This is a genomic window from Caballeronia udeis, assembly GCF_044909315.1.
Taxonomy (GTDB): Bacteria; Pseudomonadota; Gammaproteobacteria; order Burkholderiales; family Burkholderiaceae; genus Caballeronia; species Caballeronia udeis_A.
The window spans coordinates 101,192-117,593 of record NZ_JBIYEB010000009.1 but is presented as its reverse complement, the minus strand read 5'-3'; the positions used below and the strand labels follow the sequence as shown (position 1 = coordinate 117,593).

11 protein-coding genes are annotated in these 16,402 nt (G+C 63.4%); 4 read left to right on the top strand and 7 right to left on the bottom strand.

What is annotated here, in order from left to right:
• Nucleotides 1-26 precede the first annotated feature (26 nt).
• The 4 genes from ABH944_RS16625 to ABH944_RS16610 form a co-directional block, all read right to left on the bottom strand.
• Nucleotides 27-737, bottom strand: coding sequence for an ABC transporter ATP-binding protein (locus ABH944_RS16625; protein WP_404609196.1), 711 nt, complete (start codon nt 735-737; stop codon nt 27-29).
• Nucleotides 737-1,606, bottom strand: coding sequence for an ABC transporter permease subunit (locus tag ABH944_RS16620; protein WP_404609194.1), 870 nt, complete (start codon nt 1,604-1,606; stop codon nt 737-739). Before ABH944_RS16620 ends, ABH944_RS16625 begins: the two co-directional genes overlap by 1 nt.
• Before the next feature lie 236 nt (nt 1,607-1,842).
• On the bottom strand, nt 1,843-3,066 hold the full coding sequence (locus tag ABH944_RS16615; protein WP_404609193.1) for a sensor histidine kinase: 1,224 nt from the start codon (nt 3,064-3,066) through the stop codon (nt 1,843-1,845).
• A gap of 113 nt (nt 3,067-3,179) precedes the next feature.
• The gene (locus ABH944_RS16610) at nt 3,180-4,181 is read right to left on the bottom strand and encodes a LysR family transcriptional regulator (protein WP_404609191.1); all 1,002 of its coding nucleotides are present in this window, start codon (nt 4,179-4,181) and stop codon (nt 3,180-3,182) included.
• Nucleotides 4,182-4,299: 118 nt separating this feature from the next.
• Between ABH944_RS16610 and ABH944_RS16605 the strand changes: the two genes are divergently transcribed.
• A complete protein-coding gene (locus tag ABH944_RS16605) occupies nt 4,300-5,220 on the top strand; it encodes a dihydrodipicolinate synthase family protein (protein ID WP_404609189.1) in 921 nt (306 codons plus the stop codon).
• A 58-nt stretch (nt 5,221-5,278) separates the two neighbouring features.
• A complete protein-coding gene (locus ABH944_RS16600) occupies nt 5,279-6,862 on the top strand; it encodes an aldehyde dehydrogenase (NADP(+)) (RefSeq protein WP_404609188.1) in 1,584 nt (527 codons plus the stop codon).
• A 20-nt stretch (nt 6,863-6,882) separates the two neighbouring features.
• Here ABH944_RS16600 and ABH944_RS16595 read toward each other — a convergent pair whose 3' ends face one another.
• Both ABH944_RS16595 and ABH944_RS16590 read right to left on the bottom strand, forming a co-directional pair.
• Nucleotides 6,883-7,584 carry an iron-containing redox enzyme family protein gene (locus tag ABH944_RS16595; RefSeq protein ID WP_404609186.1) on the bottom strand — a complete coding sequence of 234 codons (702 nt, stop codon included), beginning with the start codon at nt 7,582-7,584 and terminating at the stop codon, nt 6,883-6,885.
• Between the two features lie 38 nt (nt 7,585-7,622).
• Nucleotides 7,623-10,082 carry a putative bifunctional diguanylate cyclase/phosphodiesterase gene (locus ABH944_RS16590; RefSeq protein ID WP_404609184.1) on the bottom strand — a complete coding sequence of 820 codons (2,460 nt, stop codon included), beginning with the start codon at nt 10,080-10,082 and terminating at the stop codon, nt 7,623-7,625.
• A 571-nt stretch (nt 10,083-10,653) separates the two neighbouring features.
• Between ABH944_RS16590 and ABH944_RS16585 the strand changes: the two genes are divergently transcribed.
• Nucleotides 10,654-12,381 carry a hypothetical protein gene (locus ABH944_RS16585; RefSeq protein ID WP_404609182.1) on the top strand — a complete coding sequence of 576 codons (1,728 nt, stop codon included), beginning with the start codon at nt 10,654-10,656 and terminating at the stop codon, nt 12,379-12,381.
• 141 nt (nt 12,382-12,522) lie between these two features.
• Nucleotides 12,523-13,605, top strand: coding sequence for a TAXI family TRAP transporter solute-binding subunit (locus ABH944_RS16580; protein WP_404609180.1), 1,083 nt, complete (start codon nt 12,523-12,525; stop codon nt 13,603-13,605).
• A 57-nt stretch (nt 13,606-13,662) separates the two neighbouring features.
• Here ABH944_RS16580 and ABH944_RS16575 read toward each other — a convergent pair whose 3' ends face one another.
• Complete coding sequence (locus ABH944_RS16575) at nt 13,663-16,395, bottom strand: MGH1-like glycoside hydrolase domain-containing protein (RefSeq protein WP_404609179.1); 2,733 nt, start codon at nt 16,393-16,395, stop codon at nt 13,663-13,665.
• Nucleotides 16,396-16,402: the final 7 nt, after the last annotated feature.

The window sequence follows — 16,402 nt, the reverse complement described above, 5'->3', positions numbered from 1 at the left end:
AATGGAATGGGAGGTGACGCTGCGGACTAATGAGTGGCCGTGTCGGCGTCCACGCCGAGTTGCGCGAGAAGCGTCTCACGCAGCGCGGGCCTCGTGGCCTCCGTCACGCGATACTCGGCGGCAATCGCACCGCCACGCATGATCAGCGCACGATCCGCGAGTGCAATCGCTTCATCCACATCGTGCGTAACGAGCAATACTCCCGGCTGATGGCGCTCGATCAAATGCTTCACCAGACGCTGCATCTTGATACGCGTCAGCGCATCGAGCGCCGCAAACGGTTCGTCGAGCAACAACAGTTGCGGCTCCTGCACGAGCGCACGCGCCAGCGCCACGCGCTGCGCCTGGCCGCCGGATAAATTTCGCGGCCAGTCTTCCAGACGCTCACCCAGCCCTACCTCCGCCAGCGCCGCTTGCGCGGCCGCAAGGCTTTGCGGGCCCGGAGCAAGCCCAAGCGCGACGTTGCGCGAGAGCGTCTCCCACGGCAACAGACGCGGCTCCTGGAACACGACAGCCGGCAAACGCGGCCCATCGATCGAACCACCGTTGACAGGATCAAGACCCGACAACGCCCGCAGCAAGGTAGTCTTGCCGCAGCCGCTTTCACCCAGCAACGCGACAAATTCGCCCCGCTCGATCCGCAGGTTCAAACTATCGATAACGATTCGCTCTCCATACGAACGCCGCAGATTACGAACGACCACCGCCGCGCCCGACGACTTCAAAGGTGTGCTCATCAGCGGGACACCTTTGCAAAATTCACATGCCATGAGAGCAAGCGGCGCTCGAGGAAACGTGCAAGCTGATCCGCCAGCACGCCGATCGCGGCATAGATCACGATGGTCATTACGATCACATCGGTGCGCAGGAATTCGCGCGCGTCCATCGCGAGAAAACCGATGCCCGTGCTGGTAGCAATCGTCTCCGCGACCACAAGCGCGAGCCAGGCCGTGGCCAGCGCATAACGCACGCCTGCCAGCACCGACGGCAACGCGCCGGGCAACACGATGCGCCGTATCAGCGTCCAGTTCGACAGCCCGAGCACGCGGCCGAGTTCGATGAGTTTGGGATCGACCTGACGAATCCCGAGAACGGTATTGATGTAGATCGGGAACATCACGCCAAGCGATACCAGGAAGATCTTGCCTGCCTCGCCCACGCCGAACCACACGATCACCAGCGGCAACACCGCCAGAAACGGAATGGCGCGCAGCATCTGGATGTTGCGATCGAGAAATGCCTCGGCCACTTTGGAAAAGCCCACGGCCGTGCCGAGCACGAACCCTATCGAGCCGCCAATCACGAAGCCGGTGGCTGCGCGCAGCAGGCTCACCGCCATGTCGCCAATCAGGCGCCCTTCTTTCACGAGCTCGAACGCGGTGAGAGCGACCTTCGACGGTGCGGGCAGCACGTTCGGCGACAACGCGCCAAGACGCGCGAACAACTCCCACACGATCAGCAGCAGAACCGGCATACCCCACGACACATAACGCAGCCACGGCGATACAGGACCCGCATGATTGGGCTTCTGCGCGACGGCAGGACGCGTGTCGGGATCAGGATGCGAATGGAGAACGGATGCCCCCCGGGCGAATACGTCTGCCATCGGTTGAAAACTCCTTTTGTCCGGGTGGCCCGCCGCGCCCAACGCGATAACGAGCATCAGCAAATGCTAGCCACGAGATCTTAAACAAAAGGAAAAATACTGGAACCACATAAAACTTCTATGCTTAGCAGCGCTGTCGGGAAGCATGAGGTATAAAAAACCGCCTCGAGGGCGGTGTGGGTGAGGCGATTGCGCGTCAGGCTGCTCGCGCCAGTTCGGGGAACGGCTCAACCGGCCTAAGCGCCGCCATTGATTTCAAGCACCAGCGGAAAACGCACTTCGAACACGCTGCCCCGGCCCTTGTATGAATCAAACCGGATCACGCCCTGCAGTTCGCGGGCGAGTTCCTTCACGATCGCCAGTCCCAACCCGGTGCCGGGAATTTCGTCGGACGCCGCTCGTTCAAACTCCTCGAACACCCGTTCGCGATCCTCTTCGCTGATCCCCATGCCCGTGTCCGACACACGCAGCGTCCAGTGCAGCGCGCCTGACGTGACCATAGCCAGTTCCACCTGGCCGGTCGTCGTGTATTTGATAGCGTTGGACAACAGGTTCAGTGCGATCTGCTTCATCTTCAGCCGGTTGGACGTGACCATGCTCAACGCAGGATCGACGCGCCCCTTGAGCGTCAGCCCCTTCGCCTTGGCCGACGTGTGACAGAGCAGCATGAGTTCGTCGAAGAGGTCAGTCAGGTCGAAACGCTCGACCGTCAGGATGGAATCATCGCCGAGCACTTTCGAGTATTCGCCCATTTCATCGACGAGCGTGGCCATGTCGGTGACTTGCCGTTTCGCGAGCGCGAGCGCCCGGTCGTTTTTCGCCTGCGACCGGCCGATCAATTGCAGCGCTGTGGCGAATACATTCAGGAAGTTGCGCAGATCGTGAGCGACACGCCGGGCCACCTGCATGCGCGTTTCATACAGGTCGCTGATCAGCCGCTGCCGCAAAGTCAGCTCCTGATTCGCGCGCTCCAGCATGCCGGTGTATTCGTCGAGTTTCCGGTCGCGTTCACCCACGGCCTCGCGAACGGACGTGAGCGTGACGAAACTGAGTGTCTGATCGGTGATCAGGCGCGCACGCTCCTCGCGCTTGCGGTCAAACCCGGGATGCTGCTGCGCGTAATCACCTATCGCCGCAAGCAGCACCTGACGAAACAGGTCGAGCTCCCGCACCAGTTCATCTACGCGATAGCCCTGCTGCCAACGCCATTTTCCGTGTTGGCGCGCGTCCTGTTCGATCGCGTGCTCCTGCGAATCCATATCCTGCGATTCGAGCACGAGGCAGATTTCGTCAAAGATACGAGGGATGTGGTCGGCAAGCTGCCGGTAGGTGAGGTCGTCGGAGTGCTCTACCTCGGCGTCGCCAAATACGAGTTGCATCCAGCGCTCGGTGAGCGGCTTCTGCTGCTCGCGCAGGACGGTAGCAAGGCCCTTCAAGGCGCCAGTGGTGATTTGGCTCATGCCCGAGATCTCGTAAGCTGTAGCGCCGGGTCGGCGCCTATGGTCACTCTGATACCGGTGGGGTGCGGATAGTGCCGACCGGACCGCTCGGTCCGGGCATTCGACGCGAGTCATTAAAGTATAGGACGACCCAATGGCGGGAGTGTACTGATTAGGTCCGGCCCGCTTGCCGCCGCGGGCGGCATCGACGTGCTTGCCTCCATCAGGCGCTGGACAAACTGCCGCGCCGAGGGCGACAGCACGCCCACCTTGCGCGTCACAATGCCGAACGTCTGCGACTTCGACTTGAATCCGATCGGCAGCGTGCGCAGCATGCGATGTTTGCAAAACAGCCTGGCAACGCCCGCCGGCAGCACCGAGACCAGGTTGGCGCTACATTGCAGCAAAGTGACTGTCACGAAGGTCGACGCCGTCGAGATTGCACTCACCGGGACCTGCGCCCCCGCCAGGTCCATCTCGCGCTGCAATAGCGCCTGCATTGGCATGGCGCTCGGGTACGTGACCCAGCGATGCCCGCCCAGATCGGCGAACGTCAGCTCGCCGGCCGCAAACGGCGGATGATCGTAGCCGACCACGACCGACAACGGCTCGTCGGCGAGCGGCTGATAGTGATACCTCGACGGTTCGTCGCTGACAATCGAGCGGCCGACGACCAGATCCAGCCGCCCTTCGTCGAGCAGCGCCAGCATCCGCGCGCTCGTGTCCTCCACGATCTCGATCGATAAACCCGGATTGCGCTCCTGCAACTCGTTCAGTATGGGCACCACGAGATCCGGCACCGATCCCATGATCGCCCCGACCGCCAGGCGGCCGCCCGTGCCCAGGCGGATATCGGCGACTTCCTGGCATAGCGAGGTCAGGTCGGCCGCCAGCAGCCGCGCGTAGCGGATGACGCAAAAACCGAACTGGTTCGGCACCAGCCCTTTCTTCGCGCGCTCGAACAGCGGCGCTTCCAGCATCGACTCCAGCTCGGCCAGCGCCTTGCTCGCCGCCGACTGCGTCATCGACATCGCGCTCGAGGCCTTATGCAGCGACTTGTGGTCGTCGAGCGCGATCAGCAACTGCAACTGCTTCATGCGCAAGCGGCCCATCAATACATCCAGCGTGGATTTCATGGCGCGTGCCTATGCCTTGGGGTGAGTCGCAAAAGCGATCACGAGATGGAAAGGTTTCACTATACAGCGCCTTGAACCAGCCCCTATAGTGGTCTCAAACGGACAATGGAGACTTGCAATGCCCAATCAAACCTACCGCGGCGTGTTCCCGGTCGCCCCGACCGTCTTCGACGCCTCCGGACGCCTCGACCTGGACGGCCAGCGACGCGCGATCGACTTCATGATCGATGCCGGCTCGCACGGGCTGTGCATCCTCGCCAACTTCTCCGAACAATTCGCGCTCACCGACGACGAACGCAGCGCGGTGCAGAAAGCCGTGCTGGAACACGTTGCCGGCCGGGTGCCGGTGATCGTGACCACCACGCATTTCAGCAGCGATGTCTGCGCGGCCCGCAGCCGCGCCGCGCAGGTCGCAGGCGCCGCGATGGTCATGGTCATGCCGCCGTACCACGGCGCGACCATCCGCGTGGGCGAACGCGGGATCTATGAGTTCTTCGACCGCGTGTCCGACGCCATCGACATCCCGATCATGATCCAGGACGCACCGGTCGCCGGCACGCCGCTCTCCGCGGCGTTCCTGGCAAGGCTCGCGAAGGAAATCGCAAAGGTGTCGTACTTCAAGATCGAAACGGCGCAAGCGGCGTCAAAGCTGCGCGAACTGATCGAACTGGGCGGCGATGCCGTCATCGGCCCGTGGGACGGCGAGGAAGCGATCACGCTGATTCCGGATTTCGATGCCGGCGCGACCGGCGCAATGACCGGCGGCGGTTATCCGGACGGGATTCGCAAGATCGTCGATGCCTACACATCGGGCAACACGGAAGGCGCGGCCGAGCTGTACCAGCAATGGCTCCCGCTGATCAACTACGAGAACCGCCAATGCGGTCTCGCGGCCTGCAAGGCGCTGATGATGGAAGGCGGCGTGATCCGCTCCGACACGACCCGTCACCCGTTCGCGTCAATGCATCCGTCGACCCGCGCCGGCCTGCTGAAAGTCGCGCGCCGCCTCGACCCGCTCGTGCTGAGCTGGGGCAAGTAACGCCATCCGGACACCGCAGTCCGGACATTTGAACTACACCAACAGGATTCGACCCATCATGGAAATTTCCGGCGATCTGCTGATCGGCAAACAGACCCTTCGGGGCACGAACGGCTCGATCAAGGGCATCAATGCGGCCACGGGCGAGCCGCTCGAGCCGGCCTTCGGCGGCGCGTCGCTCGATCAACTGGAGCAAGCCTGCGCGCTCGCGTGGCAAGCGTCGGATATCTATCGCGAACTGCCGCTTGAAACCCGCGCCAAATTCCTGGAAACGATCGCGCAGAACATCCTCGATCTCGGCGATGCCCTGATCGAGCGCTGCGTGACCGAAAGCGGCCTGCCCCGCGGCCGCATTGAAGGCGAACGCGGCCGGACCGTCGGCCAGTTGCGCATGTTCGCGGCGGTCGTGCGCGAAGGCGATTTCCTCGGCGTGCGCATCGACCCGGCGCAGCCACAGCGCCAGCCGCTGCCGCGCGTCGACCTGCGGCTGCGTTATGTGCCGCTCGGCCCGGTGACCGTGTTCGGCGCAAGCAACTTCCCGTTGGCGTTTTCGGTGGCGGGCGGTGATACGGCGTCCGCGCTGGCCGCCGGTTGCCCGGTGATCGCGAAGGCTCACTCGGCGCATCCGGGGACGTCGGCCCTGGTCGGAAGCGCCGTACAGAAAGCGGTCGCGGATTGCGGTTTGCCGGAAGGCACGTTCTCCCTCCTCTTCGATAGCGGCCGCGATATCGGCCAGGGCCTCGTCTCGGACCGGCGCATCAAGGCGGTCGGGTTCACCGGTTCGCGCGGCGGCGGCACGGCATTGATGAAGCTCGCGGCAGCGCGTCGCGAACCGATTCCCGTCTACGCCGAAATGAGCAGCATCAACCCGGTCCTGCTGTTCCCGCACGCGCTGAAAAATCGCGCTGCGGCGATCGGCAAGGCCTTCGCCGGCTCACTGGCACTTGGCGCCGGCCAGTTCTGTACGAACCCCGGCCTGGTTCTGGCGATCGACGGCCCGGACCTCGATACGTTCATCGAAGCAACGGCTGCCGCCCTGAGCGAGACACCCGCCGCCACGATGCTGACGCCGGGTATTCACAAGGCTTACGAATCGGCTGTGAACAAAACGGCGGAGCATGGTGAGGTCAAGACGCTCGCGCGAGGCTGTGCGGCAAAAGGCGCAACGCAGGGGCAAGCGGCGTTGTTTTCAACCACTGCGGCGGCGTTCCGCGCCAATCCGGAATTGCACGAGGAGATCTTCGGCGCGGCTTCACTGATCGTGCGATGCCCAGACCTGGCTACTGTGCTTGAGATCGTGGAACAGCTTGAAGGTCAGTTGACGGCAGCCCTGCACATCGATGAAGCGGATCACGACGACGCCCGCCGCTTCCTGCCGGCGCTGGAACGGCGCACGGGACGGATTCTCGTGAATGGTTTCGGTACCGGCGTGGAAGTTGGACATGCCATGGTCCACGGCGGCCCTTTCCCCTCCACCGCAGACGGCCGGTCCACCTCGGTGGGCAGCCTGGCCATCGACCGGTTCCTGCGCCCCGTCAGCTACCAGGACATGCCCGAAGGCCTGTTGCCGGATGCGCTGAAAACCGCCAATCCGCTCGGTTTGAACCGGCGGCTGGACGGCAAGCTGCAGTTATCGAAGTAAGGATGTAAAGCGGCGGGCAGTCAAGCTTCGAGGCAGCAGTTCAAGCTGACCTCGAAGTATTCATAGCTGCGCTGGATGCTGCGTTTGACATCGCGGATGTCAGCCGTGCGCGGCGCGCGGCCCAGCAACGTGGCGACTATGTCGAGTGCTTCCCACGGGTGCGCGTCGTCGTAACGCGCATGCATCCTGAGCCAGCGCATGGACGTCTTGCGGATCGATTCAGGGTAGCTGTGCGCAAGCGTGTCGCGGCTGCAGAGCAAGGTCGACCATTCTCCCGTCACCCCTTCCACGGCAAAATTGGTCGCCGCCATGGACGTGTGCAGCGGGTCCGCGCTGCTGCTTTTCCAGCACCAGTGGCTCAGCGCAAATGCAAGCGCGGGCGCTTCGCCGGTTTGCAGATCCTCTCGCGTGACATCGTGGGCCGCGGCCCAGTCGACCCAGTAATCGGCGTGATTCTGCTCGACCCGGATATTGCGCGTGAGATACCGCCGCGCCATGCGCAAACCCGGTGTTTCCTCGGGTCCGATCTTCTGCAAATTCATGCCCATGTACTGCGGAAACTGATTGATCACCGGCCAGCCGTTGATCAGGAATGCACGCATTTCGCCCGGGCCGAGCTGGCCGTCACGCAAGGCGGAGAAGAGCGGATGAGACGTCACGCGGTATTTTGCCGCGCCGGTTTCCAACAAGACTTCCTGCAACCAAAGTGGGTAACTTGCCATGTTCTTGAGGTCGCCCTCTCTTGTAAACCCACCCCCCATTACGCCTCCCTGGCTAGCGGCAAAACGGCCGGCTCTGTCCAAAGCGCTGGCCGACCTATGTAATATCCCTGCGCATAATCCACCCCGAGCGCATGCAATGCCCTCAGGATCCCTTCGCTTTCCACGTATTCCGCAATGGTCCGGCATTTCATCGAATGGCCCATTTCGTTGATGGCCGCGACCATCTCGCGGCTTACCGGATCGAGCACCATGTCGGTCACGAAACTGCCGTCGATCTTCAGATACTCCACCGGCAGATGCTTCAGGTAACCGAACGACGACATGCCCGCGCCGAAGTCGTCGAGTGCGAAATGACAGCCGAGCACATTCAGCTCGTGCATGAAGCGCGCCGCCGATGCCAGGTTGCCAATCGCGGTGGTTTCCGTAATTTCGAAGCAGATCATGTCGGGGGGCACACCGGTGCGCTGGAATTGCTCGCGCACGAAACCGAGGAAACGTTCGTCGCCCACCGAGGCGCCCGACAGGTTGATTGCATACTCCTTGAAACGCTTATGGCGGGCACGCGAAAGTATGTCGAAAGCGTTGCGGATCACCCACCGGTCGATCGCCGTCATCAGCCCGTAACGCTCGGCAGCGGGAATGAACAAGCTCGGCGCGATCACGCCGTTAGGGGCGTTCGGATCGAGCATGCGCAACAGCAATTCGGCGCGCTGCCCTTCCGTGGAGGCGGGCAGGCCTTCGCCCACGGCCACGATCGGTTGCACGTAGAGGCAGAAATGATCGTGTTCGAGCGCCTGCTTGAGCCGCCGTCCCCACGATACTTCGCTCGCATGGCGCGCCAGTTCGCGGTCGCCCAGGTCCGCCAGCTGCACCCGGTCGCGGCCGCGCTCCTTCGCCATGTAGCAGGCGATATCGGCGAGCCGCATGGCCTCTTCCACGCTCATTTCCGTGTTGCGCAGGTCGACCACGCCCACGCTCACGCTGGTGGTGAACGGCTGCGCTTCCCAGTTGAAAACAAAGTCGTTCAGGCATGCGCGCAGGCATTCCGCGACCGCCTGGATGCCCGGGGTGTCGTAACCTTGCAGCAGCACGCCGAACTCGTCGCCGCCGAGCCGCGCGAGCGTGTCGCCCGGCTGCAGGCTGGCCTCGAAGCGCAGCGCGACTTCACGCAGCATGGCGTCGCCGGCCGCGTGGCCGCAGGTGTCGTTGACCACCTTGAAGCGGTCGAGATCGAGAAACAGGAGCGCCGACGCCGCCGGCAGCCATGACGCCACTTCGCTCCAGCGCGTGCCCAGCGCGTGTTGCAGCCGCCGCTCGAATTCCGCGCGGTTCACAAGCGCCGTGAGGCCGTCGTGCGTGGCTTGCCAAGCGAGACTTTCGATGTATTCGTACTCGCGGGTCATGTTGCGCAGGATCACCACGAAACCGGATTCCATCCCGGCCGCGCCGGGATTGGCGCCGGCAGCGCTGATCCGCGACGTCACCGCCTGCACGCGAATCTCCGCGCCATCACGCCGCTGCAGCAGCATTTCGGCGGCTTCGCCATCCGGGCGCGCACCTGCCCGGGCATCCTGTATGGGGTTCAGCGGCTGGCGGCTCTCGGCGTGCAGCAGCCTGAAGGTCTGGGCCAGCGGCCGTCCGAGACAATCGCTCGCCAGACGTCCCGCGATCCGCTCGGCTGCCGGGTTGATGAATTCGATATGTCCCGACGGCCCCGTCGCGATCACAGCCTCGCCGATAGAGCCGAGGGTCGCCTTGGCGCGCGCCTCGCTCTGCTTGAGCGCGGCTTCAATGTGCCCGCGCTGCCTGATCAGCCGCCGCACGTGCACCGTCGAGAGGCACACGAGCAGCAGCGCGGCGACCAGGTCGACGGTCAGCAACAACGACGCCGTCTTGCGGAACGCGGTGCCCAATACCTGCGAGAAACCCCATGACAGCGGCGCAATAGTCGCGTTGATCGTCCAGATCTGCGATTTGTAGGCGGCCACGAGGGTCATGGGCAGTCCGCCCACCGCGACCCGCGCATGCAATTCGTTGCCGAGCTGCTCCAGCTTCGCCAGCTCGGCGTCACCGTTCGACCAGTAATTGACCGCCTCGCTGAAATAACTGACGTGGCGAAACATCTTGAAGGTCCAGATGACGTCGGCGACGTCGTCCGGATGCACGCCGCTCGCGATCAGCGCGCGCCGCGCGATGACCGGATCCGGCTGGCTCTTGTCGAGCGCCAGACGGGCCGTGCGCAGGTTGCGCGGCCCTTCCATGGCGGTCAGATATTGCTTGTAAGTGTTTTCAGAACCGGTTTCAGCGTACAGGTTCAAATAAAACGCCGCGTCTTTCTGGCCTTTTGACCAAATGCTTTCTCCACCAATGTAAGCCCGTACCGACGACATGATGTCGATACTGAAAATGGCGAGCGAAACGAGAACAAGAATGACGACCAGAAACGGCCACGTAATCCGGATGAGCTGCGCATTCTCGCCCTTAGATGGCATATCCATCGGTATGTCCCTTCTCCAGGCCCGATGCTGGAGTGAGTGCCGGGGTCAGGCGGCGAGCATCGGATGGTGAGTCATTTGTATTTTTCACGACTTTTGGGAGTATTGCGCCCAGCTTCTCTCAGCGCGATTACATCCTACCAAATTGCAAGTCTGGCTCAAATTTATTACGCAATGTGTTAATTGGCGGAGACAGTTGGAAATAATGGGGTTCCAACTGTTGTTTTCGAATCCGCGACGGCCCGTTTCGGACACCGGCGAAGCGCCATATTCGGACAGAACCTAGGCTCCTGCCGACGAAACCACCGGCCGCTTTTACCTGTTCGCCTGCGACTTGACCGGCGAGGCCCGAGCAGCGTTTAAGCGCCGTGGCGCGAACTTTGCGGGGCTCTTCCAGGGCGTGTTGACGCCGCCGCAGAGATGTCACATATTGGTTCCGGCTCCCCCGGCGCCTGTCCAGCCTAGGGAGTCCGAAGCATTTTCATCATACGAGTGACCGTTTTGTCCGATTTGTCCGATTAAACCGGACACGCAAGCGGAAAGGACAACCCTTGTGTCCCGAGAGGTTTTTGGTATGGCCCGTCTCTTCTTTCCCTCACCCTCCGATTCCGTGACCTGCAAACGTTGCGGCAACACCCTCTCGGGTGATGCCGATACCTGCCCGCATTGCGGCGCCGATCACGGCCAGGCCTTCGGCGCAGCCAGGGCCGCCGCGTTTTCACCGGGCCTGCGCCTGCCGTTCGGCGCGCGCCGCGAAGCAGCCATGAGCATCCCCTCGCCCTACCCGAGCGTGCCGGAAGAGGCCGAACTGGCGGGCGGCGGCGAGCAGCGCTGGGATCGGTCGAAGACCCTTACGCTGGGCGCCGTGGCACTGGCGCTGGTGGCCGGCGGCGTCATCTATTCGCAGCGCGGCAGCAGCGGCAGCGACGACACCGCACGTTCCGAGCCGCCGGCCGGGCATAGCGCGTATGGCACCATCGATATGAAAACCGCGCGTGACACGCCCGCGCTCCCTGCGGCCCCTGCGCCTGCGGTGTCCCCGGCCACCCCGGCCAGGTCCGGGGCGGCCGTCAGGCAGGCGCAAGCCGCGGCGGCGCCCTCGGTCGCCGCCCGTGATGCCTTGCCCGCCGACACCTCCTCCAGCCGCGCGGCAGCTGCGCTCGCCAGTGCGACCGACAACCTACAGGCCGCGCGCGACGCCATCGCACGCGGCGACCTGACCACGGCGCGCCGGCGGTTCTCGAAGATCCCGGCGTCGCAACTGAGCGCCGCCAATGTGCAGCGGACCCAGGCGGACCTGGGCAGCCTGGAACGCGCCCGCGACGCGATGCTGCAAGCCGCGCGCGATTGCGAAGCGACCGGCTCGTGGTTGTGCGTGCGCCAGAACGCCCGCGACGTGTTGACGATCGACGCCAGCAATGTCGAAGCGCAGGCGCTCGTCGAACACGCGATCGCCCGGTCGGGCTGGCTCAAGCAACCCCCGGTTGCGTCAACAGCAACGCATGGCGCGCCCCATAACGGGCAGACGGTTGCGGCAACGCCTGCCGCGCCCGTGCCCGGGCCGCGCGTTGCGGTAACGCATAGGCCCACGGTCACCGTCTCGGCCGCGCAACACGCGCGCGCCGTCGCCGCGATGGGAGTGCCCACGCCCATTCAGGCGCCTGTGCCGGCCGCACCGTCGGCACCCGTGGTCGTCACGACCCTGCGCTCGCCTGTCGCCGCCACGCCGGCTGTTCCGCAGCCGGCGACACCCATGGGCGCCGGTTCGCAGGGTCCGCTCACGTCGCCGCCGTATCCCCCGCCACCGCCGCTGCAACAGACCGCGCCGCCTCGTCCGTCGGTACCGGTATCGGTCCCCGCGTTCGTTCCGATGCCTGACGGTCCGGACATGACGCCGGCAACGGCACCCGTACGCAGCGCGCCGGCGAACGCCACGGCACGCGCGCCGGCGCAACCCGAACCCGAGCCTGAGCCTGCGGCCTCTACCCAGGTCCCAGGCGACACCTCCTCGCAGCCGGTGATGCGCCCACTCGCACCGGTCAGTGAAGCCGTACCCGTGCGGGCGGCCATTGTGTCGCCTCCTGTCGTGACAAACGGCACACCGGCCGGTGTGCAAAGCGGAACTCGTCCACCCTCGCCCACGGCCCACCGCACGCTCGCGTCAGGAGACAACGCGACCAGTGCAGCGCAACCCCATGCGCCGGGCTTCAATGCGACCAATCCCGACGACGAAGAGCGCGCGATCCTGCAGTCCGGCTGGACCAAGGGCAAGTCATCGGCGCAAAGTCCGCCCCCGCAGTAGAAGCAACGCAGGAGAAGGAGACAGGAGACAAGCAACAGGAGACATAAAGGAGGATGAAGGCCGCGCCGGGAGGCGCAGGCCACCGTGGTCTATTCGTGTAATGAAAGTTGGCCAACACATTAAAACGACTCACACGACATCATGCACAAGACTTTCTTCATTCTGTTCGCCCTCTTCGGGCTTGCAGGCCTCGTTGCGGAGGCTCATGCGCAAGCCGACTACAAGATCGTCACCGGACCGGAACGCGGCACTTACATCCAGATAGGCCAGGACCTGTCGAAAATAGTGGCTGAGCCGATCGGCATGGGCCTTGATGTGCTCGCGTCAAAAGGCTCCGCCGAAAACGTGCAGCGCATGCGTTACGAGCCGGGCGTGAAATTCGCGCTCGTGCAGTCGGACGTGTACCAGGCTTATCTCGACATGGCGAAAGCCGGCAACGCGGAAGCGGGCAAGATCATCCAGCCGCTGCGGCTCATCATGCCGTTGTATAACGAAGAGATCTACTTCGTTGTCCGATCGGATTCGCCGCTTAATTACATCAACGAGATTAAGAACAAGAACATCAGCGTCGGAGTGATAGGCAGCGGCACGGCGCAATCGGCGACCACGATTTACCGGTTGATGTTCAACGAGCCGATCCCCGACCAGTACGCGCAGCACTACAGCAACGAGGACGCGCTCGCGAAACTGATCGTGCGCAAACTCGACGTGGCGGTCATCATCGCGGGGCAGCCGGCCAAGCTGTTCCAGGACCTGAACCCGGACCTCCTGAGCCAGATCAAGCTGCTCAAGGTGGATCCCGCAGCGCCTGAGACCGCACGTGCCGAACAGACCTATTTCCCGGCCACCATCCGCACGTCAAGTTATCCGAACTGGATCAAGGAAGATTCCCCGACGTTCACCGTCAAGGCGTTCCTGGTCACCTACGACTACAACCTGCGCGGCACCGTCGGCGCGATGACGCAATTCGCCGACTCGCTCTGCAATCACTTCGATGAACTGCAGGCCAACGGCCACCCGAAATGGAAACAGGTGAAGATGGAATTGCCGCCGCTCACGCGCGGCTGGAAATACTATCCGCCGATAGAAAAGCGCTTGCGGGCCTGTATCCGCAAGATGGCGTCGAACGGCAGCGGCGACACGGACGCGCCTGCGACGCAACGAGCGCCGAAGCGCTCATGCACCGATGCGGAAAAAGTGCTGATGCTGTGCAATAACGAATGACGCGTGCCGCGCGTGCCGCCATCGGACTGGCGGCACGCGGGTGTCATCACGTCGTCGTCACTTCGTCGCCAGTTCCACTTCGGGCTGAACTTCGCCGCCCACCGGAAGGGCCTGCGCCACGACGCTCGAACGCGGCTGCAACAGCAACGCGACCAGGCCGCTCCAGCCGGTCTGGTGCGACGCGCCCACGCCACGCCCCGTATCGCCATGAAAGTACTCATGGAACAGCACGAGGTCCTGCGAGCGCGGGTCCGCCTGCAGTTGCGGGTACGCAGCCATGACCGGGCGCATGCCCTCCTTGTCCTTCAGGAACAGGCGCGTCAGACGTCGCGCGAGTTCATCGGCTATGTCGCTCAACGAAAACTTCTGGCCCGATCCGGTCGGATATTCCACGCGGAAATCATCGCCGTAGTACCGATGAAATTCGTATAGCGACTCGATCAGCAGATAGTTGACCGGCATCCAGATCGGCCCGCGCCAGTTCGAGTTGCCGCCGAACACGCGGGAATCCGATTCCCCCGGCTGATACTCTATGCAGAAGCGGTCGCCGTTGTGCTCAAGCACGAATGGGTGGTCCCGATGCACCCGCGACAACGCCCGTACGCCGTAGTCGGACAGGAACTCGCTTTCGTCGAGCATGCGCCGGAGCAGCGCTTTCATGCGGTGTCCGCGCAGCACGGAGAGCAGCAGGCTATTGCCCTTGCCCGGCTCGTTCCAGCGCGACACCAGCCTCGCGAGGTCGGGCCGGTGCTCGAGGAACCAGGTAAGCCGGTCCCGCAGCCCCGGCAACTGGCCGTGCAGATGTTCTTCCAGCACATGGACCGCAAACAGCGGAATCAAACCGACGATGGAACGGATGCGCATGGGCACGCTGGTGCCGTCGGGGAGTTGCAGCACGTCGTAGAAAAACTCGTCGCGTTCGTCCCAAAGTCCGGTGTCGCAGGTATCGGTGCAACCGACTGCCTCGGCTATGTACAGGAAATGCTCGAAGAACTTCACGCCGATATCGACGAACACGTGATTCGCCACCGCCAGTTCCAGCGCAATGCGCATCAGGTCGAGCGCGTAGGCCGCCATCCATGCGGTGCCATCCGACTGGTCGATACGGCCGCCCGTTGGCAACGGCGCCGAGCGGTCGAAGATACCGACGTTGTCCAGCCCCAGGAAACCGCCCTGGAAAATATTGCGTCCGTCGGTGTCCTTGCGGTTCACCCACCACGAGAAGTTCAGCAGCAGCTTGTGGAACACAAGCTCGAGAAAGTCGCGGTCCGCCTTGCCCGTGATCGCGCGATCGATTTCATAGACGCGCCATGTGGCCCATGCGTGAACCGGCGGGTTGGCGTCGCTGAACGCCCATTCGTAGGCCGGCAGTTGCCCGTTCGGATGCTGGTAGCGATCCTTCACCAGCAGCAGCAATTGTTTCTTCGCGAACGCCGGATCGATCAGTGCAAATGCGGCCGCATGAAACGCGAGATCCCACGACGCGTACCACGGGTATTCCCACTTGTCCGGCATCGAGACAATGTCCGCATTGCACAGATGCCGCCAGTCGGCGTCGCGACCGCGCTTGCGGCCCGCCGGCGGTGTTGGCTGCAATGGGTCGCCGTCCATCCAGCGGGTGACGTCGAAGAGGTAATACTGCTTCGACCACAGCATGCCCGCCAGCGCCTGGCGTTGCACGAGCCGCTGGTCGGCGTCATCCATTTCGTGCTGCAGGCCCGCGTAAAAGGCATCCGCTTCGGCAATCCGGCGGGCGAACAGCGCGTCGATATCGAGTGCTTGCCGCTCACGGTCCGCATCCGACTCCGGGCGCCAGCGCATTGTCACTACAGTGCGGCTGTTCGGGGCGAACTCGAGATGCACATGCGCGGCGGCGCGGGTGCCGGTATCGCGCCGGATGGCGCTTTCTTCGCCCTGCACGATGTAGTCATTGAAGCCGTCCTTGAACGGTCCCGCCCCTTCCGAGCCGAACAGGCGCCTGACGTTGGTCTCGTTCTCGCAGAACAGCCAGTCGATCTTCGCGTCGCCGCGGGCTTCGGCCGTCACGACCAATGGCTCATGACCCTCGCTTCGGGCGATCACACGGCTGCCCTTCGCATCGGTCGTCAAGGTGAGCGAAGGTTTCTTCGAAGGCTGCCACGACCATGTATTGCGCGCCCAGATCTGCGGCAGCAGATCGAGCGACGCGGCGCGATCCCCGCGATTCTCGACCGTCACACGCATCACGATATCTTCAGGCGTATTTTTCGCATATTCGACATGGACATCGAAATACGCGTTGTCTTCGAACACGCCCGTGTCGAGCACTTCGTACTCCGGCATGTCCGCGCCGCGGCGGCCGTTTTCAGCGACGAGGTCGTCGTACGGAAACATCGCGTGCGGGTACTTGTACAACATGCGCATGTAGGAATGCGTCGGGGTTCCGTCGACGTAGAAGTACAGTTCCTTCACGTCCTCGCCATGGTTGCCCTGCGCGTTGGTCAGCCCGAACAAGCGCTCCTTGAGGATCGGGTCGCGGCCGTTCCACATCGCGAGAGAAACGCACCAGTTGAGGTGATCGTCGCCGAATCCGGCAATGCCGTCTTCGCCCCAGCGGTAGGCGCGGCTGCGCGCATGATCGTGCGGAAAATAGTCCCAGGCGGTGCCGTTCTCGCTGTAGTCCTCGCGCACCGTGCCCCACTGGCGCTCGCTGAGATACGGTCCCCAGCGTTGCCAGCGCGAACAGTCAGTGGAATGGAGCCGGGCTCCTTCTATGGTGTCGAGCGACTTGGTGGCGCGCAGTGGCGGCATGGGACGT